This window comes from Halorubrum aethiopicum (assembly GCF_001542905.1).
Taxonomy (GTDB): domain Archaea; phylum Halobacteriota; class Halobacteria; order Halobacteriales; family Haloferacaceae; genus Halorubrum; species Halorubrum aethiopicum.
This window is the reverse complement of sequence record NZ_LOAJ01000001.1, coordinates 604723-621879: the sequence shown is the minus strand read 5'-3', so window position 1 is coordinate 621879 and position 17157 is coordinate 604723. Positions and strand designations below refer to the sequence as shown.

Here is a 17157-nt window from a genome sequence, read left to right as displayed (position 1 = left end):
GAGCGGTTCGAACCGACGCCTCGGCCGCGGGGTCACTCCCCGTTGTCGAACGCCAGCGAGACGCCGTCGCCGTCGACGGTCGCGCCGGCGGCACACACCGGGTGCTCGAAGTCGGCCTCGAGGACCTCGCTCGCGGCGGCGCCGGCGTCCGCGGCCGCGAGGTCGTAGGCTCCGGGCGCGTCCCGCTCGTAGGTCGCCACGAGCGTCGGCGCGTCGACGGACTCGACGAGCAGCGCGTCGCGCCGGACGGTGCCGATCGTCGCGGTCTCCGCGCCGACCACGCCGGCGACCCGCGGCGTGTCGTAGTCGTCCTTCTCGAAGTCGAGCGCGAGGAGCGGCGTCGCGAGCGCGTCGCGGGCGGGGTAGCCGAACTCGAGCTTCTCCGCTATCGGGTCGACGTGCGAACCGTTCCCGAGAACCGCCAGCGGCTCGTCGGTCGGCGTCCGGACGCGGCGCGCGCAGTTGTACGAGACGTACGGGTTCTCCGTCTCGGGCGCGTCCGGCGTGGGTCCGACCGTCAGCGTGTCTCCCCGATCGATCACCCGCCGGTTCGGGAACGACCGCGAGGAGACCCGATACGCGCCGATTCCGGGACCGACGACGACGAACCGTCCGATGTACATACACGGCCGTGGGTATTCTCTCGGTTAAAACACGTCGATCGATCCACGTCCGGCGACAGCGTCGGGGTGATCGGGCGGACCGGTCGGCGACTCGGCCCGAATCGTGTGCGAGCGCGTGACAGGGAGAACGCGACGCGCAACGCTTACAAACACGCGTGGAGTAGCGACGGTGCGCACAGTCCATTGGGGTAGTGGCCAATCCTGAAGCCTTCTGGGGGCTTCGACCCTGGTTCGAATCCAGGATGGACTATCCGTCTTCTCCGCGGCCGCTTCACGCGCCGTTCCCCGCGTCCTCGGTTATCCCCCGTTTCTCGCCGCTTTTCGCTTCTCCCGTTCCTCCGTTTCTCCTGCTTCTACTGGAACGATATCCCGTCTCTGTCTTGCGGTTTCCAACTGAAGAGAGGGGGTGTGTGACGGCGTGGCGACCGCGAACTCGACGCGACCGCGGGACCGTCGAGTCGTCGTCGCTCTCCGATCACTTCTCGACGTCGAGCAGGGCGACCCGCTCGCGGACGACGTCGGCGAGGTCGCCGACGGTCGCGTCGAGTTCGCGGTCGGTGACCCCGTAGTAGTCGCGAACAGCCTCGTCGTCGAACTCGCCGAGCGTCGGCTCCGGCCCCGCCGCGAGCAGGTCCTCGACCGCCGCGACGGCCGTCTCGAGGTCCGCGGTCCGGCGGGCGTCCCCCTCGATATCCGTGTCCCCCCCGACGTCCGCGCCGGCGTCGACGATGTCACCGAAGTCGGCGACGACGAGCGCGGCCCGTCGCTCGCCCGGCGAGACGCCGAGGTCGAGCGCGCGGTCGATCTGTCGACGGCCCGCGGCGTACAGCAGTATCTCGACCGCGGGGTCGCGTGCGACCGCCTCGCCGCGCGCGACCGACCGGGCGGCGAGCCGGGTCGCGAGCCGGAGGTGTGCGGCGTCGACGACGCGGTCGGCGTCGAACGCCTGGACGACCGCGCCCGTCTCCTCGCGGATCGCCTCGAGGTCGGCGAGGAACGCGTCGAGGTCGTCAACGGCGAGAACGCCCTCGACGAGGCGGGTTTCGGGGTTCGGACGCGAGTGCTCCGTCGTCGTGGGGTCGACGGCGCGGGTCGAGCCCCCGGAGCCGGCCGGATCGCCGGAACCGACCGGATCGCCGGAGCCGGTCATCGGAAGTCACCCAGGCTGGCCTGTCCCTCGTCGTCGCCGCTCCCGGCCGTCGCCGCCGCCGAGGCGGACCGGTCCGCGTCGATCCCGTCCATCGAGGGGTCCTCGCGTCCGGCGTGTTCGAGGATCCGCTCCGCGGTTCGCTCGCGGCCGCGGAGCGCGCCGAGCACGACGCCCTTGTCCGCCTCCCGCAGGTCCGCGCGGGTCTCCACGCCCGCCTCGTACAGCCGGCGGGCGCGCTTCCGGCCGACGTTCCGCACGCCGGCCAGGTCGAGGAGCTGCTCGCGGACGCCGTACTCGACCCGCTTTCTGGCCCGCCGGACCGCGAGGACGGCGTCGCCGTCGACCCCGTCCACGTCGGCCGCGAGCGTCTCGGCCGCACGCAGCAGCCACTCCGCGGTGTCGACCTTCCCGCGGATGTCGCCGGGACCGACGCCGTAGCGCTCCGCGATCCGGTCCTCGTCCACCTCGTCGGCCCAGTCCTCGAGCAGCCGGGCGGTCTTCAGCGCCGCGAGCCAGTCCTCGAAGCGGACGTCCTCGTACTCCGAGGGCACGTCGCCGAGGAACTCCGCCTCGCGCTCGTAACAGACCTCGGTGTACCTCTCGCGGTCCCCGGATTTGAGATAGAGCTCGTACATGTCAGGGGTCCGGCTCACCAGGTGATAGAGCCCGAGCGGGGTGATCTCGGACGCGGGGTCGGCGTCGTCGGAGTCGGTCCCGTCGTCGCCGGCGTCTTCACCTCCACCGCCGCCACCGCCCTCGACCCGGCTGTACGTCCCGAATCCGGGCTCCTCGCCGTCGTCCGCCGCGTCCGTCGTGACCGATCGCTCGTACGCCCCGGCCTTCGTCCCCTCGTCAGCCGCGTCGTCGGCCGCACACGCGTCCCGCAGGCCGTCGATCATCGTCGCCGCGCTCATCGGGTCGAGGTAGAGCCGCGAGACGGTGTGACCGATCCCGGTCGCCGAGAGCGACTCCGTCCCGCCCTCGCGGTCGCGCTCGAGGAAGCCGTTGACCGCGAGGTACTCGAGGACGCTGTCCGTGACCGCGGCGAGCCGCCCCGCGTCGTCGGTCTGGGTGGCGTACAGGGTGTTGTCGAGGAACTCGAGGAGGCCGCCGCGCGTCGAGGCGAAGCCGGAGGCGACCGTCGCGAGCACGTGGGTCCGCAGCGCGGGCTCGGCGGCCAGCTTCGAGCGGACGGGCTCGGCGTCGGCCCAGACGTACCGGTCGAACAGCTCCTCCTTGGTGTCGGCGTCGCTCGCGAGCAACACCGCCTCGCCGTACGGGTCGAGCCCGGGGCGGCCGGCGCGGCCGCACATCTGGTGGACCTCGAGGACGTCGAGCGGCTTCATCCCGCCGAACTCGCCGTCGTAGCGCCGCCAGTCGCGGACGATCACCCGCCTCGCGGGGGTGTTGACGCCGGCGGCGAGCGTCGGCGTCGCGGAGACGCACTTGATCAGCCGGTCGCGGAAGGCGTCCTCGATCAGGCTGCGGTGCTCGGCCGCGAGCCCGGCGTGGTGGAACGCGGAGCCCCGCTCGACCGCGTCGGCGAGGTCCTCGGAGGTGTCGGTGTCGGAGACGCCGCGGACCTCCTCGGCCAGATCGCGGAGCCGGTCGCGCTCGTCGGCCGTGAGCCGCGACCCGGTCACGTCGGCGAGCTTCCGGGCCGACGACTCGGCGTTCCGCCGGGAGTTGACGAACACGAGCGAGGAGCCGCCCTGGCCGTCCTCCTCCGTGTCGAGCGCGTCGGCGACGAGCCGGGCGGTCTGCTCCTCGCCGCGGTCGACGGGGACCTCCCGTTTGCTCCCGTCGTCGAAGTCGATCGCGTTGCCGAAGTGGACGCCGACGCGGAGGTCGATCGGCCGCCACTCCGACTCGACGAGCTCGGCGTCGAGCCACTCGGCGATGACGTCGGCGTTGCCGACGGTCGCCGACAGCGCCACCGTCTGGAGGCCGGGGTTCACCTTCCGCAGCTTCGCGAGCGTGACCTCGAGGGTCGGACCGCGGCTCGCGTCGTCGACGAGGTGGACCTCGTCGCTCACGACGCAGGTCAGGTCGTCGATCCACGGCGCGCCGTTGCGGATCAGCGAGTCCACCTTCTCCGAGGTGGCGACGATCACGTCGCGGGTCGCGAGCCACTCGCCGTCGGAGTCGTAGTTGCCGGTGGAGACGCCCACCGTGACGCCGTGTTCCTCCCACCGCTCGAACTCGGCCTTCTTCTCGCTCGCGAGCGCGCGAAGCGGGACGATGTACAGCGCCTTGCCGCCGCGCTCGATCGCCGACAGCATGGCGAGCTCGGCGATCAGCGTCTTGCCGGAGGCGGTGGGGACGGCCGCGACGAGGCTCTCGCCGTCGAGGACGCCCGCCTCGACGGCGGCCTCCTGTGGCGGGTAGAGGTCGGCGACGCCCTCGGCCTCGAGCGCCTCGCCGACGCCCGCGGGGAGCCCGGAGAGGGCGGTCGGTTGCATTGGCGTGCCTTGGTCGCCGACGCGATTTAAACCGTCGGAACGGGGGCGGCGAGGCGCTGGAGGGCGCGGGTCGTTCTGGTCGTTGGTCGTCCTGGTCGTTGGTCGTTCGGTCCGCTCCGGCGCGCGTGAGACGAGGGACGGAGTCCTCAAGGACCGCGCGAGGGAGCAGCGACCGCGACGCCGAGCGGTTTCCGGCGTCGCGGTCGGTGCGAGGTTGGGGAGGCGTGAGTGCGGAACGGTCGCGGATCCGGCTACCCGTGCCCGCGATTCCCGCGACGCTCGACGCGGTGTCGGGGTGAACCGGGGAAGCGTCGAACGGGAGTCACGATCGAAGAGCGCCCCACAGGTACACCCCGACCGCGGCGAACGCGACCGTGGTGAGCCACACGGCCTCCATCTCGGAGGCGAACGGCTCGACGAGGTGAACGGTGAACAGGTACCCGAACGCCCCGCCGACCGCGCCGGCCGAGACGACGATCGAGACCGCGTGGTTCACGGGGACCGTCGTCGCTCCCTGCGCGTCTGCCATGGTGGTTCGTCGTCGGAAGCGCCTCTAATAGCTTACCCACCCCCGGACCGCTCACACCGTGTCGTCGAGGTCGTGCTCGGCGGCCATCCGCGACGCCTCCGCGGCGAACCGCTCGACCTCCTCCGGTGGGGCCTCCCCGAGCGCGTCCTCGTCGACGTCGCGGCCGGCGGTGACCCCGCCGCCAGTGACCAGCCGCTGTTCGGCCAGCTCCTTCGTGTGAACGCGCTCGCCGTCCTCGGTCGCGTACGTCAGCCGGACGAGCCCCTTCGAGTCGAACTGTCGGTCGACGAGCCAGACTGCGGTCATCGTCGGCACCTCGCCCGCACCGGTCTTAAACCGGGTGGTCTGTGAACCGGTTGCTCGCTACACCGGGCGGTCGACGGGGGTCGCTCGCTCCCGGTACGACGCCAGTTCCGCGTTCGCCCACGCGACCGCCTCCGGCGAGTCGTTCGTCACCAGTCCGGTGACGTCGCCGGTGCCGCGGAACGTGATCCCCGCGCGGTCCGCGTCGGGCGTCTCCATCACCCACAGCGCGTACGGGAGCGGTCCCGCGCTGCGGTACAGATCGAAGGAGTCGCGCGCCAGCAGCGTCGCCACGGGCGTGTCCGACAGCTCCGAGAGCGCCTCCACCACCGCGGGCTCGGCGACGATCGACACCTCCAGATCCTCGCGGTCCAGCTCCCGGTCGATGATGAACACGTCCGACTTGAGCACGGTCGGGGCCAATCCCCGCATCGCGGTCGCCCGCCCGAGGAGCCGGCTGCTTGCCGTCGACGCGCTCGAGGGCGCGTGGGGGTCCGCGACGCTCACCGTCGCGCCCTCGAGGAAGACCGAGGGAAGCGTCGTCCCCTCGGGGAGGCCGTTCAGCAGGTCGCTCGCCGCCTCGACCGTTCGCGTCGCCGCCGCATAGCGGTCGCGTTCCGCGAGCGCGAACCGGCCGGTCGCGGTGAGCGAGTAGGTCCCGCTCCGCGACTCGACGCAGTCCGCGTCCGCCAGATCGTCGATCGCGCGATCGACGGTCGACCGCGAGCTGGACAGCCGATCGACGAGCTCCGGCTTGCTCGCCGGCGACGCCTCGAGCGCTCGAAACACGTCCGCGCGCTTGTGGAGCACGTCCCGGAGCGCGCGTCCGTCCGAGCCACTACCGTCCGGGTCCATGGCGAGAACGCGCACGGAAGGGATAAAAACGGCCCGGCCGAGAACGACGGAGGGCGTCGGCGTCAGCGGGCGGTTTTCCGAACGGTCGGCACGGACATACCCTCATCGTCCGGGAGAACTCCCGGTCTGCGGGAACGGGCCTCCCGAGTCGACGAGCCCGCCCGCCACCGCTTTGTACCCGCTTCGCGTAGCCGGGGTATGCGCGTCGAGTTCGACCGGGACACCTGTATCGGGATGTACCAGTGTGTCGCCGAGTGGGACGGCTTCGAGAAGGACCTGAACGACGGGAAGGCCGACCTCGTCGGGAGCGAGGAACGGGAGGAGGACGTGTTCGTCGTCGACGTTCCCGACGGCGAGGAGTTGGACGCGAAGTTCGCGGCGCGGGCCTGTCCCGTCGACGCCATCGCGGTGTACGACGACGACGGCGAGCAGGTGATCTAGCGAAGGTCCCGAAGAGCGTGGCGGCGACCCGGCCGTCTCACTCGTCTCCCCGCGCCTCCTCGACGACCCGCGTGAACTCGCGGGCGGTCTCCGTGATCGCCTCGTACTCGCCCCGTGCGGCCGCGTCGTAGTCGACGAGCGCGCCGCCCGCGCCGACGGCGAACGCGCCGGCCTCGACGAAGTCGCCGGCGTTGTCGGGACCGACGCCGCCGGTCGGCATCATCGGGATCTGGCCGAGCGGGCCCTTCATCGCGCCGACGTGGGCCGGCCCGACGGTCTTCGCGGGAAACACCTTCACGAAGTCCGCGCCGGCCTCGTAGCCGCGGATCGCCTCCGTCGGCGTCATGACGCCGGGCGCGCTCACGGCCCCGTAGCGGTTACACGTCTCGATGACGTCCTCGTGGAGGCTCGGCGAGACGACGAACTCTGCGCCGGCCATCAGGGTGGTTCTGGCGGTCTCGCTGTCGAGGACGGTGCCGGTACCGATCACCAGTTCGTCGTCGAAGGAGCCGGTCACGTCGCCGAGGAGGTCGGCCACGTCGGGCGTGTCGGCGGTGATCTCGACGGCGGTGACGCCGCCCTCGCGGAGCGCCTCCGCGATCGCGATGAGCTCGTCGGCCGGGACCCCGCGCAACACCGCGACGACGCCGCTGTCGACGATCCGCGAGAGCGTCTCGTTCATGGATACCCCTTCCCGACCGATCACTTAAATCCGTCCGGGTCCGCCGTCGACCGGTCGCGCCGGTCGGTGGGCGGTTCGCCGCGGATCGGTGAGCGGTTCGTCGCGGAGCGAGACCCGGATCGATCGTGCGAGCGATCGACACGAAATCGGCGGCGATCGGGGGTGATCCCCGGCGAAACGGCCGCGGAGAAACACTACCCTTTTGACCCTGCTGTCGGTAACACGCGGTATAATGGGCCGACGCAAGAAGATCGTTCAAGAGTGCGAGCGGCTGATGGACAACCCGGAGCATATCCGGAACATCGCCATCGCCGCCCACGTCGACCACGGGAAGACGACGCTCTCCGACAACCTGCTGGCGGGTGCGGGCATGATCTCCCAGGACACCGCGGGCGAGCAGCTCGCGATGGACACGAAGGAGGACGAGCAGGAGCGGGGGATCACCATCGACGCGGCGAACGTCTCGATGACCCACGAGTACGAGGACACCAACCACCTCATCAACCTCATCGACACGCCGGGCCACGTCGACTTCGGGGGCGACGTGACCCGCGCGATGCGCGCGGTCGACGGCGCGCTCGTGGTCGTCGACGCCGTCGAGGGCGCGATGCCCCAGACGGAGACGGTGCTCCGCCAGGCGCTGCGGGAGGGCGTGAAGCCGACGCTGTTCATCAACAAGGTCGACCGCCTCATCTCGGAGCTCCAGGAGGGGCCCCAGGAGATGCAGGAACGCCTGCTGTCCGTCATCGCCGACGTCAACGAGCTCATCCGCGGGATGGCCGAGAACATGGACGACATCCCCGAGGACTGGACCGTCTCCGTCGAGGACGGCACGGTCGGGTTCGGCTCCGCGCTGTACAAGTGGGGCGTCTCGATGCCGTCGATGCAGCGGACCGGCATGGACTTCGGCGACATCATGGAGCTCGAACAGAACGACAAACGCGACGAGCTCCACGAGCGCACGCCGCTCTCGGACGTCGTGCTCGACATGGTCTGTGAGCACTTCCCGAACCCCGTGGACGCCCAGCCCCGCCGCGTCCCGCGCATCTGGCGCGGCGACCCCGACTCCGAGCTGGCCGAGGGGATGCAGCTCGTCGACGAGGACGGCGAGGTCGTCTTCATGGTCACGGACATCTCCATGGACCCGCACGCGGGCGAGATCGCGACGGGGCGCGTCTTCTCCGGCACGCTGGAGAAGGGCCAGGAGCTGTACGTCTCCGGCACCGCGGGCAAGAACCGCATCCAGAGCGTCGGCCTCTTCATGGGGTCGGAACGCGAGGAGGTGGAACACGTCCCGGCCGGGAACATCGCCTCCGTCACCGGCCTGCGCGACGCCATCGCCGGCTCGACGGTCTCCTCCGTGGAGATGACGCCGTTCGAGTCGATCGAGCACATCTCCGAGCCGGTCATCACGAAGTCCGTCGAGGCCCAGAACATGGACGACCTGCCGAAGCTCATCGAGACGCTCCAGCAGGTCGCGAAGGAGGACCCGACGATCCAGATCGAGATCAACGAGGACACCGGCGAGCACCTCATCAGCGGGCAGGGCGAGCTCCACCTCGAAGTGATCACCCAGCGGATCCGCGACAACCAGGGCATCCCGGTCATCACCGGCGAGCCGATCGTCGTCTACCGCGAGCAGCCCCAGGAGGCGTCCCGCGAGGTCGAGGGCGTCTCGCCGAACCGCCACAACAAGTTCTACATCACCGTCGAGCCGATGGCCCAGGAGATCGTCGACGCCATCCAGCTCGGCGAGGTCTCGATGGACATGCCCGAACTGGAGCGCCGCGAGGCGCTCCAGGAGGCCGGCATGGACAAGGACACCTCCCAGAACGTCGAGGACATTCACCGGACGAACATCCTCATCGACGACACGAAGGGTATCCAGCACCTCAACGAGACGATGGAGCTCGTCTTAGAGGGGCTCCAGGAGGCGCTCGACGACGGCCCGCTGGCCGCCGAGCCGGTCCAGGGGTCGCTGTTCCGCCTCCACGACGCGAAGCTCCACGAGGACACGATCCACCGCGGTCCGGCGCAGGTCATCCCCGCCGTCCGCGACGCGGTCCACCGCGCGCTGATCGACGGCGAGGTCCGCCTGCTGGAGCCGATCCAGGACGTCCGGATCGACGTGCCCAGCGAGCACATGGGCGCGGCGTCCGGCGAGATCCAGGGCCGCCGCGGCCGCGTCGACGACATGTACCAGGAGGGCGACCTCATGGTCGTCGAGGGCATCGCGCCCGTCGAGGAGATGATCGGGTTCTCCTCGGACATCCGCTCCGCCACCGAGGGCCGCGCCTCCTGGAACACGGAGAACGCGGGCTTCCGCGTGCTCGTGGACAACCTCCAGCGCGAGAAGATCATGGAGATCCGCGAGCGCAAGGGGATGAAGCTCGAACTCCCCAGCTCGATCGACTACATCTGAACTGACACCGTCGGCGGCTCCGGCCCGCGGTTTTTCGGTTTTCTTCGCTCTCTCCCTTTTCGGCTGTTTCCGTTCTCTCGACTCTGCTGAAATCCCCCTCTTCAGATGTCTCTCCGTCCGAAACGGTTGATCGATGGAGAGTGCTTATAGAGCGGATATTTCGTGGATTCTAGAGGTGACAAAAAAGAGATCGTTGCTGGGGCGGTGAACTCTTTCAAAGCCCCAGCCGGCTCCGGTCGAGGGCCTCGCTGCGCTCCTCGCTCACTTCGTTCGCTGCGGTGCTTGCGTCGGCCGTCTTCCCGGAGCCGGCTGCCCCTTTGAATCCCACCCGACCGCCCCGCCCCGCACCTCACGCCTCCCCAGCCTCGTCGCTCACTGCGTTCGCGACGTCCCTCGCGAGCGGTTCGCGGGTGCTGTCGCACCCGCTCACCGGCGCGCCACCGCACAGCAGGACCGCTCGTTCCTTCGACTCTACTGACCGAAGCCACTCACCACAGTAGGGCGGGCTCTCGCCAGCCGATTTGGTGGAGAACAGCCGCTCACTAGGTGTACGAATCCATCGGGGCAAGCGCAGCAGTATTACGTGTGACGTGTCGTCTAGTGTATATGCATCCCTCCAGATTGGTCGCCGTCTGTTTCCTGTTCGTTAGCGTCTTATTACTCGCTCAAGTCGGAATCGCCGGAGAACTACGGGTAACGGCCGGTACTGCGCTACAGCTCATCGGAGGTGTGTTTCTGTTACTGGCCAGCCTGTTCGGACTGATCCGGTACGAGGAGAACCCCATCGTCAGCGAGTACGGGCCGATAACGTATCTCCTCGTCTTCGGTCTGGCGATCTGGGCAGTCGGACTGCTCCTCCGACTGGTCACCGCTTGATCCGTATCGAGCACACCTCGGTCAGGATATCCCACTCGTTGCGGGTCTCGACGGAACCCGTTCGATCCGTTTCCACCCGGCCTTCTCGCACCGCTCTTGATTCCACGGAGTTCCGCGGGAGGCGGTTGAGGCGTGTGTTCACACGGCACGAAGGCAACGACTGCCATCGCCGAAGGCTTATACCGATCCCACCGACTCCTTTCGGGTATGCAGACGGGCACGATCCCCGATCGGCGCATCGGCACGGAGCAAGCGAGCGGCCGCTCCGCGCCGACAGGAACGTGCCTGACGGCGGCGGGTTCGCGGGAGGTGGTCGTGTGAGCGACGTCCGCGACGGCGCGCCCGAGGAGGCGGTCGACGGCGAGTCCGCGGACGCTGGAGACGAGACGGACCCGGCGGCCGACGGCGGCCACGACCCGGCCCCGTCGACGCACACGGTCCGGCTCGAGCTCGTCGACGAGCCGGGCCAGCTGCTCGCGGCGCTCCAGCCGATCGCGAACAACGGCGGCAACCTGCTGTCGATCTACCACGAGCGCGGGAACAAGACCCCGCGCGGCCGGATCCCGGTCGAGGTCGACTTCGAGGCGACGACGGAGCGCTTCGAGGGGATAGTCGAGGCGCTCCGCGCGGAGGGGATCACGGTGATGCAGGCGGGCACGGAGCGGTACGCCGAGGAGATCACCCTCGTGCTCTTCGGCCACCTCATCGACACCGATCTCTCGGACACGCTCTCGCGGATCGAGGCGTCCGCGTCGACGTCGGTCGCGGACGTGTCGCTCGCGGCCCCGCAGGGGACGGAGGAGGTCTCGAGCGCCCGGCTCCGCCTGGAGGCGCGGTCGGGCGAGACGGCGGAGGCGATCGCGGCGGTCCGCGAGATCGCCGAGGAGAAGGAGCTGCGCGTCGTCGCGCCGCTCGCGGGGGTGGAGGCGTGAGACTCGCCGTCGTCGGCGCGGGCGCGGTCGGGCGCTCCGTGGTCGAACTGGCGGGCGAACACGGCCACGAGGTCGTCGCCGTCGCGGACTCCTCGAGCGCGATCGTCGCGGACGGGAGCGGAGCCGCCGGCTCCGACGGCCCGACCGGCGTCGACGCCGAGGCGGTCGTGACCCGCAAGGCGGAGGCCGGGATCGTCGGCGACGACGACCCGGCGGACGCGCTCGCGGCCGACTACGACGTCCTCGTGGAGGCCACTCCGACGACGCTGGGCGACGCCGAGCCGGGCTTTTCCCACGTTCGGACCGCCCTCGAGCGGGACCGCCACGTCGTGTTGGCGAACAAGGGCCCGGTCGCGGAGCGGTACGGCGACCTCCAGGCGCTCGCCGCCGACAGCGCCGGCGACGTGCGCTTCGAGGCGACGGTCGGCGGGGCGATCCCGGCGGTGTCGACGGTCGAGGACATCGAGCCGAGCCACGTCACCGCGGTGCGCGGCGTGCTCAACGGCACCGCGAACTTCATCCTCACGCGCATGGCCGCGGAGGGGCTCGACTACGACCACGTGCTCTCGGAGGCGCAGGACCTCGGCGTCGCGGAGGCGGACCCGTCCTTCGACGTCGACGGGACCGACGCCGCCCTCAAGTGCGTCATCCTCGCGAACGTGCTCTCCTTCGGCGGGGCGGACGACCCGGCCGACGCGCGGGAGTTCACCCTCGCGGACGCGTCGGTCGAGGGGATCCGCGACGTGCCGGGGTCGGTCCTCCGGCTCGCCGCCGAGGACGGCCGGACGGTCAGGCTCATCGGCGAGGCGACCGGCGAGACGGTGCGGGTCGCGCCGCGGCTCGTCCACGAGAACGGGACGCTCGCGGTCTCGGGCACCCAGAACATCGTCCAGATCGAGACCACGCACGCGGGCCGGCTCAACATCTCCGGGCGCGGCGCGGGCGGCCCCGAGACGGCGAGCGCGATCCTCGGCGACGTGGGCCGGCTGGGCTGATTCCGGTTCGGATCCCGTCCCGTCTCTGTCTCCGTCCCCGTTCCCGTCCCACTCCGTCTCCGTTCCCATGCCGCTGGCCGGCGACTTCCTCGTCGGCGGACACCGCGATGTGCGATCGTCGCGAGCCCTCCGTGTGTCGCGATGCCGTGGCCCGCGGTGACGGGAATCACCGGACAGCGGCGTTCTCGCCTGTGGTGCGTATCGAAACCGTTTTAGTGGAATCAACCGAAAACGTACTCACAGAGCGCCTTAGCGCGTGATTACCCCATGAGTGACAAACCGCACCAGAATCTGGCCATTATCGGCCACGTCGACCACGGCAAGAGTACGCTCGTGGGTCGACTCCTCTTCGAGACGGGGAGCGTCCCCGAGCACGTAATCGAGCAGCACCGCGAGGAAGCAGAAGAGAAGGGCAAAGGCGGCTTCGAGTTCGCCTACGTGATGGACAACCTCGCCGAGGAGCGCGAGCGTGGCGTCACGATCGACATCGCCCACCAGGAGTTCGACACGGACTCCTACTACTTCACCATCGTCGACTGCCCGGGCCACCGTGACTTCGTGAAGAACATGATCACGGGTGCCTCGCAGGCCGACAACGCGGTGCTCGTCGTCGCGGCAGACGACGGCGTCGCGCCCCAGACCCGAGAGCACGTGTTCCTGGCCCGCACGCTGGGTATCAACGAGCTCATCATCGGCGTCAACAAGATGGACCTGGTCGACTACCAGGAGTCCTCCTACAACGAGGTCGTCGAGGAGGTCAAGAACCTGCTCAACCAGGTTCGCTTCGCGACCGACGACACGACGTTCGTGCCGATCTCGGCGTTCGAGGGCGACAACATCGCCGAGGAGTCCGAGAACACGCCCTGGTACGACGGCCCCACGCTGCTGGAGTCGCTCAACGACCTGCCGGAGTCCGAGCCGCCGACGGACGCGCCGCTCCGACTCCCGATCCAGGACGTCTACACCATCTCCGGCATCGGGACCGTCCCCGTCGGACGCGTCGAGACCGGCATCCTCAACACGGGAGACAACGTCTCCTTCCAGCCGTCCGACGTGGGCGGCGAGGTGAAGACGGTCGAGATGCACCACGAGGAGGTTCCCAAGGCCGAGCCCGGCGACAACGTCGGGTTCAACGTCCGCGGTCTCGGCAAGGACGACATCCGTCGCGGCGACGTGTGTGGTCCCGCCGACGACCCGCCGAGCGTCGCCGAGACGTTCAAGGCGCAGGTCGTCGTCATGCAGCACCCGTCGGTGATCACGGCCGGCTACACCCCGGTCTTCCACGCCCACACGGCGCAGGTCGCCTGTACGATCGAGTCCATCGATCAGAAGATCGACCCCTCCTCGGGCGAGGTCGCCGAGGAGAACCCGGACTTCATCAAGTCGGGCGACGCCGCGGTCGTCACCGTCCGCCCGCAGAAGCCGCTCAGCATCGAGCCGTCCGGCGAGATCCCGGAGCTCGGCAGCTTCGCCATCCGCGACATGGGTCAGACCATCGCGGCCGGGAAAGTGCTCGAAGTCAACGAGCGATAATCGATGCAGCAGGCACGCGTCCGCCTCGCCGGCACGAGCCCCGAGGACCTCGACAACATCTGCGACGACGTCCGCGAGATCGCGGACTCGACGGGGGTCGCCCTGTCGGGCCCGATCCCGCTCCCGACGAAGACGCTGGAGATCCCGTCGCGGAAGTCCCCGGACGGTGAGGGGACGGCGACGTGGGAGCACTGGGAGATGCGCGTCCACAAGCGGCTGATCGACATCGACGCCGACGAACGTGCGCTCCGTCAGCTCATGCGCGTCCAGGTGCCCAACGACGTCAGCATCGAGATCGTTCTCGAGGACTAAGCGCTAAGGCGCGTTCGCGCCACGCTCTCCGTTTTCGCTTTTCAGCCCGGACAGCGCCGGCGTCGCCGTCTCCGTTCGCGTCACCACGGCCGGGTTCGCGTTCAGCCTAACTCGATCGTTTCGACGTATCGGAGGAACGACTCCAGTCCCCGGTTCTCCGTGTAGTGGACCGTCCCGGCGTCGGCGTCGTACCTGGCGATCCCGGCCTCCTCGAGCATCGGGAGGTGCGTCTCGAGGAGTTCCTCGCGGATCGCCTCGGGCGGGGACGAGTCGCGGGTCGGCAGCGACCGATCGATGTCGTGGACCGCCTCCACCAGCCGGTCGAGCGGGACCACCTGGTTCGGTTGGTTCTTCAGGTGATACAGGAGCGTGCGCCGGCGCGGGCACGACAGCAGGTCGAGTATCGTCTCGAAGGAGTGCCGCATCGGCACCGTCTCGGGACGGTCCGGATCCGTTCTCGCCGCCCCGCCCGGCGGCGTCGTCGTCGAACGGAACGACGGCGTCGGCGTCTGTTCCTCGCGCTCCGTCGGGATCCAGCCGTCTGTCGGGGTGTACTCGACGACCGTGTCGTACAGCGGGCGAAGGGTCGAAAGCGTCTCCTCGTCGTGTGCGTCCGGGTCGACGTGGCTGTGCGCGCTCACGCCGAGCCGCTCACAGAGGTCGTTGAGGGCGGTGAGGAGGCCGATCACTTGATCGGTGTCGTGGGCCGCGAGCAGGCGCGTCACGGAGTGGAGACACAGGACCGTCGTCTCGTCCGCGTCCTCCCACGCGCCGAGCTGGCTGGCGATCGCGAGCCCGACGTCGTAGAGGTCCGCGTCCTCGGGAAGCCCCCGCACGGCGATCGATCCCGATTCGGAGACCGGGAGCCCGTCGCTTCTCATCTCCCGTCTCCCGTCGATGATCGTCGCCCGCGTCGGGAGTTCGCCGCCGGCCTCGCGCTGCCAGACCGACAGCCGCTCGGCGGGGGACGCCGAGAGCGTGACGCTCACCACGTTGGTGTCTTCGGGCGGATCGCGAGTCAACAGATCGATACAGGCGTCGTCGTCGGGGGGTTCATGCAGGGGAGCGAGCAGCAGAACGGACGTCGATCGGCCGATGTAGTCGTTTAGCGTGCGATCCGAGTCCGTCACTGACACCATTCAGTATCTGGTTGACATAAACTCATCGTTCAACTTTCACGTTGCTACTCACGGCCACGGTCGGCGACGCGGTACACCGCCCGAAGTCGGGGCTACCGCTCCAGCAGCCGGGCTCGACCGGCGAGCAGCCCGACGAACGCCCCGGCGGCGTGCGCGATCAGCGCGACGCCGGGCGCGGCGGTCGCGAGCGTGAGGAGGACGGCGACCCCGGCGAAGAGGGCGAACTGCGCGCGCGCCGTGAGCCGGAGCCGGTCGAAGAGCGTCGCCGCGGCCGCGTTGCCCGCGAGGAGGTAGCCGCCGAGCGCGAAGACCGCACCGCTGATCCCGAGCACCGCGGTCGGCGGGCCGACGAGTCCGCCGAGGATCACCTGCGTCGTCCCGGCGAGCGCGCCGCTCGCGACGACGAAGGCGTGAAATCGGGGTCGCGTGGTCCGGCGCTCGACGAGCGGGCCGACGAGGAGCAGCGCGAGCGCGTTCGCGAGCAGGTGGCCGACGGATCCGTGCGCGTAGACGCTCGTGAGGACCGTCCAGGGCGCGACCGACAGCGGGGCCGAAAGCGCCAGCGCCGACCCGAGACCGACGAGGCTCAACGCGGCCTGCGCGAGGCCGACGACGCAGACGATCCCGAGGGTCTCGAGCGTGGCGCGCATCGTCGCCTCCTTCGGCCCGACCCGAGTTAAACTCGCGGCGACCCGTTCGTTCGAACCGGTCGACGAGCCGTCCCGTCGCCGGTCGAACCGCCAGCGTTATATGATTTAGGCCTACCTAAACGAGTGTATGTCGGACGAACGGCTGCGCGACCGGCTCTCCCGCGGGCGACTCACGCTCCTCGGGACCGTCGTCGTCCTCGCGCTGGGGGTCGCCGTGCTCGCGCGGACCGTCGACGCGGACGCGCTCCTCGCGGCGGTCGCCGAGGCGGACCCGCGGCTCCTCGCGCTCGCGCTCCTCGCGTACCTCCTCTCGTGGCCGCTCCGCGGGCGGCGGTACGGCGACGTGCTCGCGCCGATGGACCGGCGACACGGCGTCGGCTTCCTCACCGCCGCCGTGTTCGCGAGCCAGACGGCGAACCTCGTCGTCCCGGCGCGCGCCGGCGACGGGGTGCGGGCGTACCTCCTCAAGCGACGGCGCGCGGTCCCCTATCCCACCGGCGTCGCCTCGCTGGCGGTCGAGCGCGGCTTCGACCTCGTGGCGATCGCCACGCTCGGCGGGACCGCCCTCGCGCTGCTCCTGCTCGGGGACCGTTCGGTCGGGACGACGGGCGCCGCGACGCCCCTCGCGGCCGCGGGCGCGCTCGCCGTCGTCGCGGTTCTCCTCGCCGTCTCGACGGTCGCGGTCGCGCGGAGCGACCGGGAGTTCGGCTCCGCGCTCCGCGCCCGCGTCGAGGACTCGCGGCTCTCCGGGAGCTCCCGGCTCTCCGGCGTCGTCGACGCCGCGGTCCGATTCGGCGCGGCGGTCCGCGTCGTCGCCGTCGCGCCGCGCGGGCTGGCTCGGGTCTACGTCGGGAGCCTCCTCGTGTGGGGGCTCGACGTCCTCACCGCGGTGCTCGTGCTCGCCGCGCTCGTCGGGGGGTTCGGCGGGACGGTGCCGGCGCTCACGCTCGTGACGGTCGGGACGCTCGCGGTCAGCGCCGGGAACCTCGCGAAGGTGCTGCCGCTCTCGCAGGGCGGCATCGGCCTCTACGAGGCGGCGTTCGTCGGGCTCGTCGTCGGCACCACCGCGATCCCCGTCGAGACGGCCGTCGTCGCGGCGGTCCTCGACCACGCGCTGAAGAACGCCGTCACGCTCGGCGGCGGCGGCGTCGCCGCGCTCGTCTTCGACCGCCTCCCGACGGCCGGCCCCGAGGAGGGAGAGCCCGCGACCGGCGAGGGCGACCCGTCCGCCGCCGGACCGCCAGATTTTTAGG

The 17157-nt window shown here is 70.1% G+C and carries 17 protein-coding genes and 1 tRNA gene; 9 read left to right on the top strand and 9 right to left on the bottom strand.

The annotated features are described in order from the left end of the window. Positions 1–32: 32 nt before the first annotated feature. Positions 33–623 (bottom strand): IMP cyclohydrolase, encoded by a 591-nt coding sequence (locus tag AXA68_RS02965; RefSeq protein WP_066412593.1) that lies wholly within the window; start codon positions 621–623, stop codon positions 33–35. Between the two features lie 177 nt (positions 624–800). Here AXA68_RS02965 and AXA68_RS02960 point away from each other — a divergent pair. Further along, positions 801–873: transfer RNA gene (locus AXA68_RS02960), tRNA-Gln, on the top strand. A 225-nt stretch (positions 874–1098) separates the two neighbouring features. Here the strand turns inward: AXA68_RS02960 and cgi121 are convergent. From cgi121 to AXA68_RS02935, 5 genes are all read right to left on the bottom strand, one after another. Further along, positions 1099–1773: a KEOPS complex subunit Cgi121 gene (gene cgi121, locus AXA68_RS02955; RefSeq protein ID WP_080505143.1), complete on the bottom strand. Its 675-nt coding sequence runs from the start codon at positions 1771–1773 to the stop codon at positions 1099–1101. Next, positions 1770–4235: an ATP-dependent DNA helicase gene (locus tag AXA68_RS02950; RefSeq protein ID WP_066412590.1), complete on the bottom strand. Its 2466-nt coding sequence runs from the start codon at positions 4233–4235 to the stop codon at positions 1770–1772. Before AXA68_RS02950 ends, cgi121 begins: the two co-directional genes overlap by 4 nt. Before the next feature lie 322 nt (positions 4236–4557). Continuing rightward, positions 4558–4764, bottom strand: a complete 207-nt coding sequence (locus AXA68_RS02945; protein WP_066412589.1) for a hypothetical protein — start codon at positions 4762–4764, stop codon at positions 4558–4560. 51 nt (positions 4765–4815) lie between these two features. Continuing rightward, positions 4816–5070, bottom strand: a complete 255-nt coding sequence (locus AXA68_RS02940) for a hypothetical protein (RefSeq protein WP_066412587.1) — start codon at positions 5068–5070, stop codon at positions 4816–4818. A 57-nt stretch (positions 5071–5127) separates the two neighbouring features. Then, positions 5128–5922 (bottom strand): helix-turn-helix transcriptional regulator, encoded by a 795-nt coding sequence (locus AXA68_RS02935; protein WP_066412585.1) that lies wholly within the window; start codon positions 5920–5922, stop codon positions 5128–5130. A gap of 198 nt (positions 5923–6120) precedes the next feature. On the opposite strand from AXA68_RS02935, the gene AXA68_RS02930 reads away from it, so the two are divergent. Further along, the gene (locus AXA68_RS02930) at positions 6121–6363 is read left to right on the top strand and encodes a ferredoxin (RefSeq protein ID WP_066412582.1); all 243 of its coding nucleotides are present in this window, start codon (positions 6121–6123) and stop codon (positions 6361–6363) included. Between the two features lie 37 nt (positions 6364–6400). Here the strand turns inward: AXA68_RS02930 and AXA68_RS02925 are convergent, their stop codons facing one another. After that, a complete protein-coding gene (locus AXA68_RS02925; RefSeq protein ID WP_066412573.1) occupies positions 6401–7045 on the bottom strand; it encodes a bifunctional 4-hydroxy-2-oxoglutarate aldolase/2-dehydro-3-deoxy-phosphogluconate aldolase in 645 nt (214 codons plus the stop codon). A gap of 232 nt (positions 7046–7277) precedes the next feature. On the opposite strand from AXA68_RS02925, the gene AXA68_RS02920 reads away from it, so the two are divergent. From AXA68_RS02920 to rpsJ, 6 genes are all read left to right on the top strand, one after another. Then, positions 7278–9467 (top strand): elongation factor EF-2, encoded by a 2190-nt coding sequence (locus tag AXA68_RS02920; RefSeq protein WP_066412567.1) that lies wholly within the window; start codon positions 7278–7280, stop codon positions 9465–9467. Positions 9468–10196: 729 nt separating this feature from the next. Next, positions 10197–10343 (top strand): hypothetical protein, encoded by a 147-nt coding sequence (locus AXA68_RS17230; RefSeq protein ID WP_232745043.1) that lies wholly within the window; start codon positions 10197–10199, stop codon positions 10341–10343. A gap of 317 nt (positions 10344–10660) precedes the next feature. After that, the gene (locus AXA68_RS02910) at positions 10661–11275 is read left to right on the top strand and encodes an amino acid-binding protein (protein ID WP_066412564.1); all 615 of its coding nucleotides are present in this window, start codon (positions 10661–10663) and stop codon (positions 11273–11275) included. Further along, complete coding sequence (locus AXA68_RS02905; RefSeq protein ID WP_066412562.1) at positions 11272–12270, top strand: homoserine dehydrogenase; 999 nt, start codon at positions 11272–11274, stop codon at positions 12268–12270. Before AXA68_RS02910 ends, AXA68_RS02905 begins: the two co-directional genes overlap by 4 nt. 267 nt (positions 12271–12537) lie before the next feature. Continuing rightward, positions 12538–13803: a translation elongation factor EF-1 subunit alpha gene (tuf, locus tag AXA68_RS02900; RefSeq protein ID WP_066412560.1), complete on the top strand. Its 1266-nt coding sequence runs from the start codon at positions 12538–12540 to the stop codon at positions 13801–13803. Positions 13804–13806: 3 nt separating this feature from the next. Next, the gene (rpsJ, locus tag AXA68_RS02895; RefSeq protein ID WP_066412551.1) at positions 13807–14115 is read left to right on the top strand and encodes a 30S ribosomal protein S10; all 309 of its coding nucleotides are present in this window, start codon (positions 13807–13809) and stop codon (positions 14113–14115) included. Positions 14116–14216: 101 nt separating this feature from the next. On the opposite strand, the gene AXA68_RS02890 is transcribed toward rpsJ, so the two are convergent. Both AXA68_RS02890 and AXA68_RS02885 read right to left on the bottom strand, forming a co-directional pair. Beyond that, the gene (locus AXA68_RS02890) at positions 14217–15245 is read right to left on the bottom strand and encodes a DUF7504 family protein (RefSeq protein WP_066412550.1); all 1029 of its coding nucleotides are present in this window, start codon (positions 15243–15245) and stop codon (positions 14217–14219) included. A 101-nt stretch (positions 15246–15346) separates the two neighbouring features. Further along, entirely contained in the window at positions 15347–15904 is a 558-nt protein-coding gene (locus tag AXA68_RS02885; RefSeq protein ID WP_066412547.1) for a rhomboid family intramembrane serine protease, read from the bottom strand. 127 nt (positions 15905–16031) lie between these two features. On the opposite strand from AXA68_RS02885, the gene AXA68_RS02880 reads away from it, so the two are divergent. Next, positions 16032–17156, top strand: coding sequence for a lysylphosphatidylglycerol synthase transmembrane domain-containing protein (locus tag AXA68_RS02880; RefSeq protein WP_066412544.1), 1125 nt, complete (start codon positions 16032–16034; stop codon positions 17154–17156). The last annotated feature ends 1 nt before the right edge of the window (position 17157 follow it).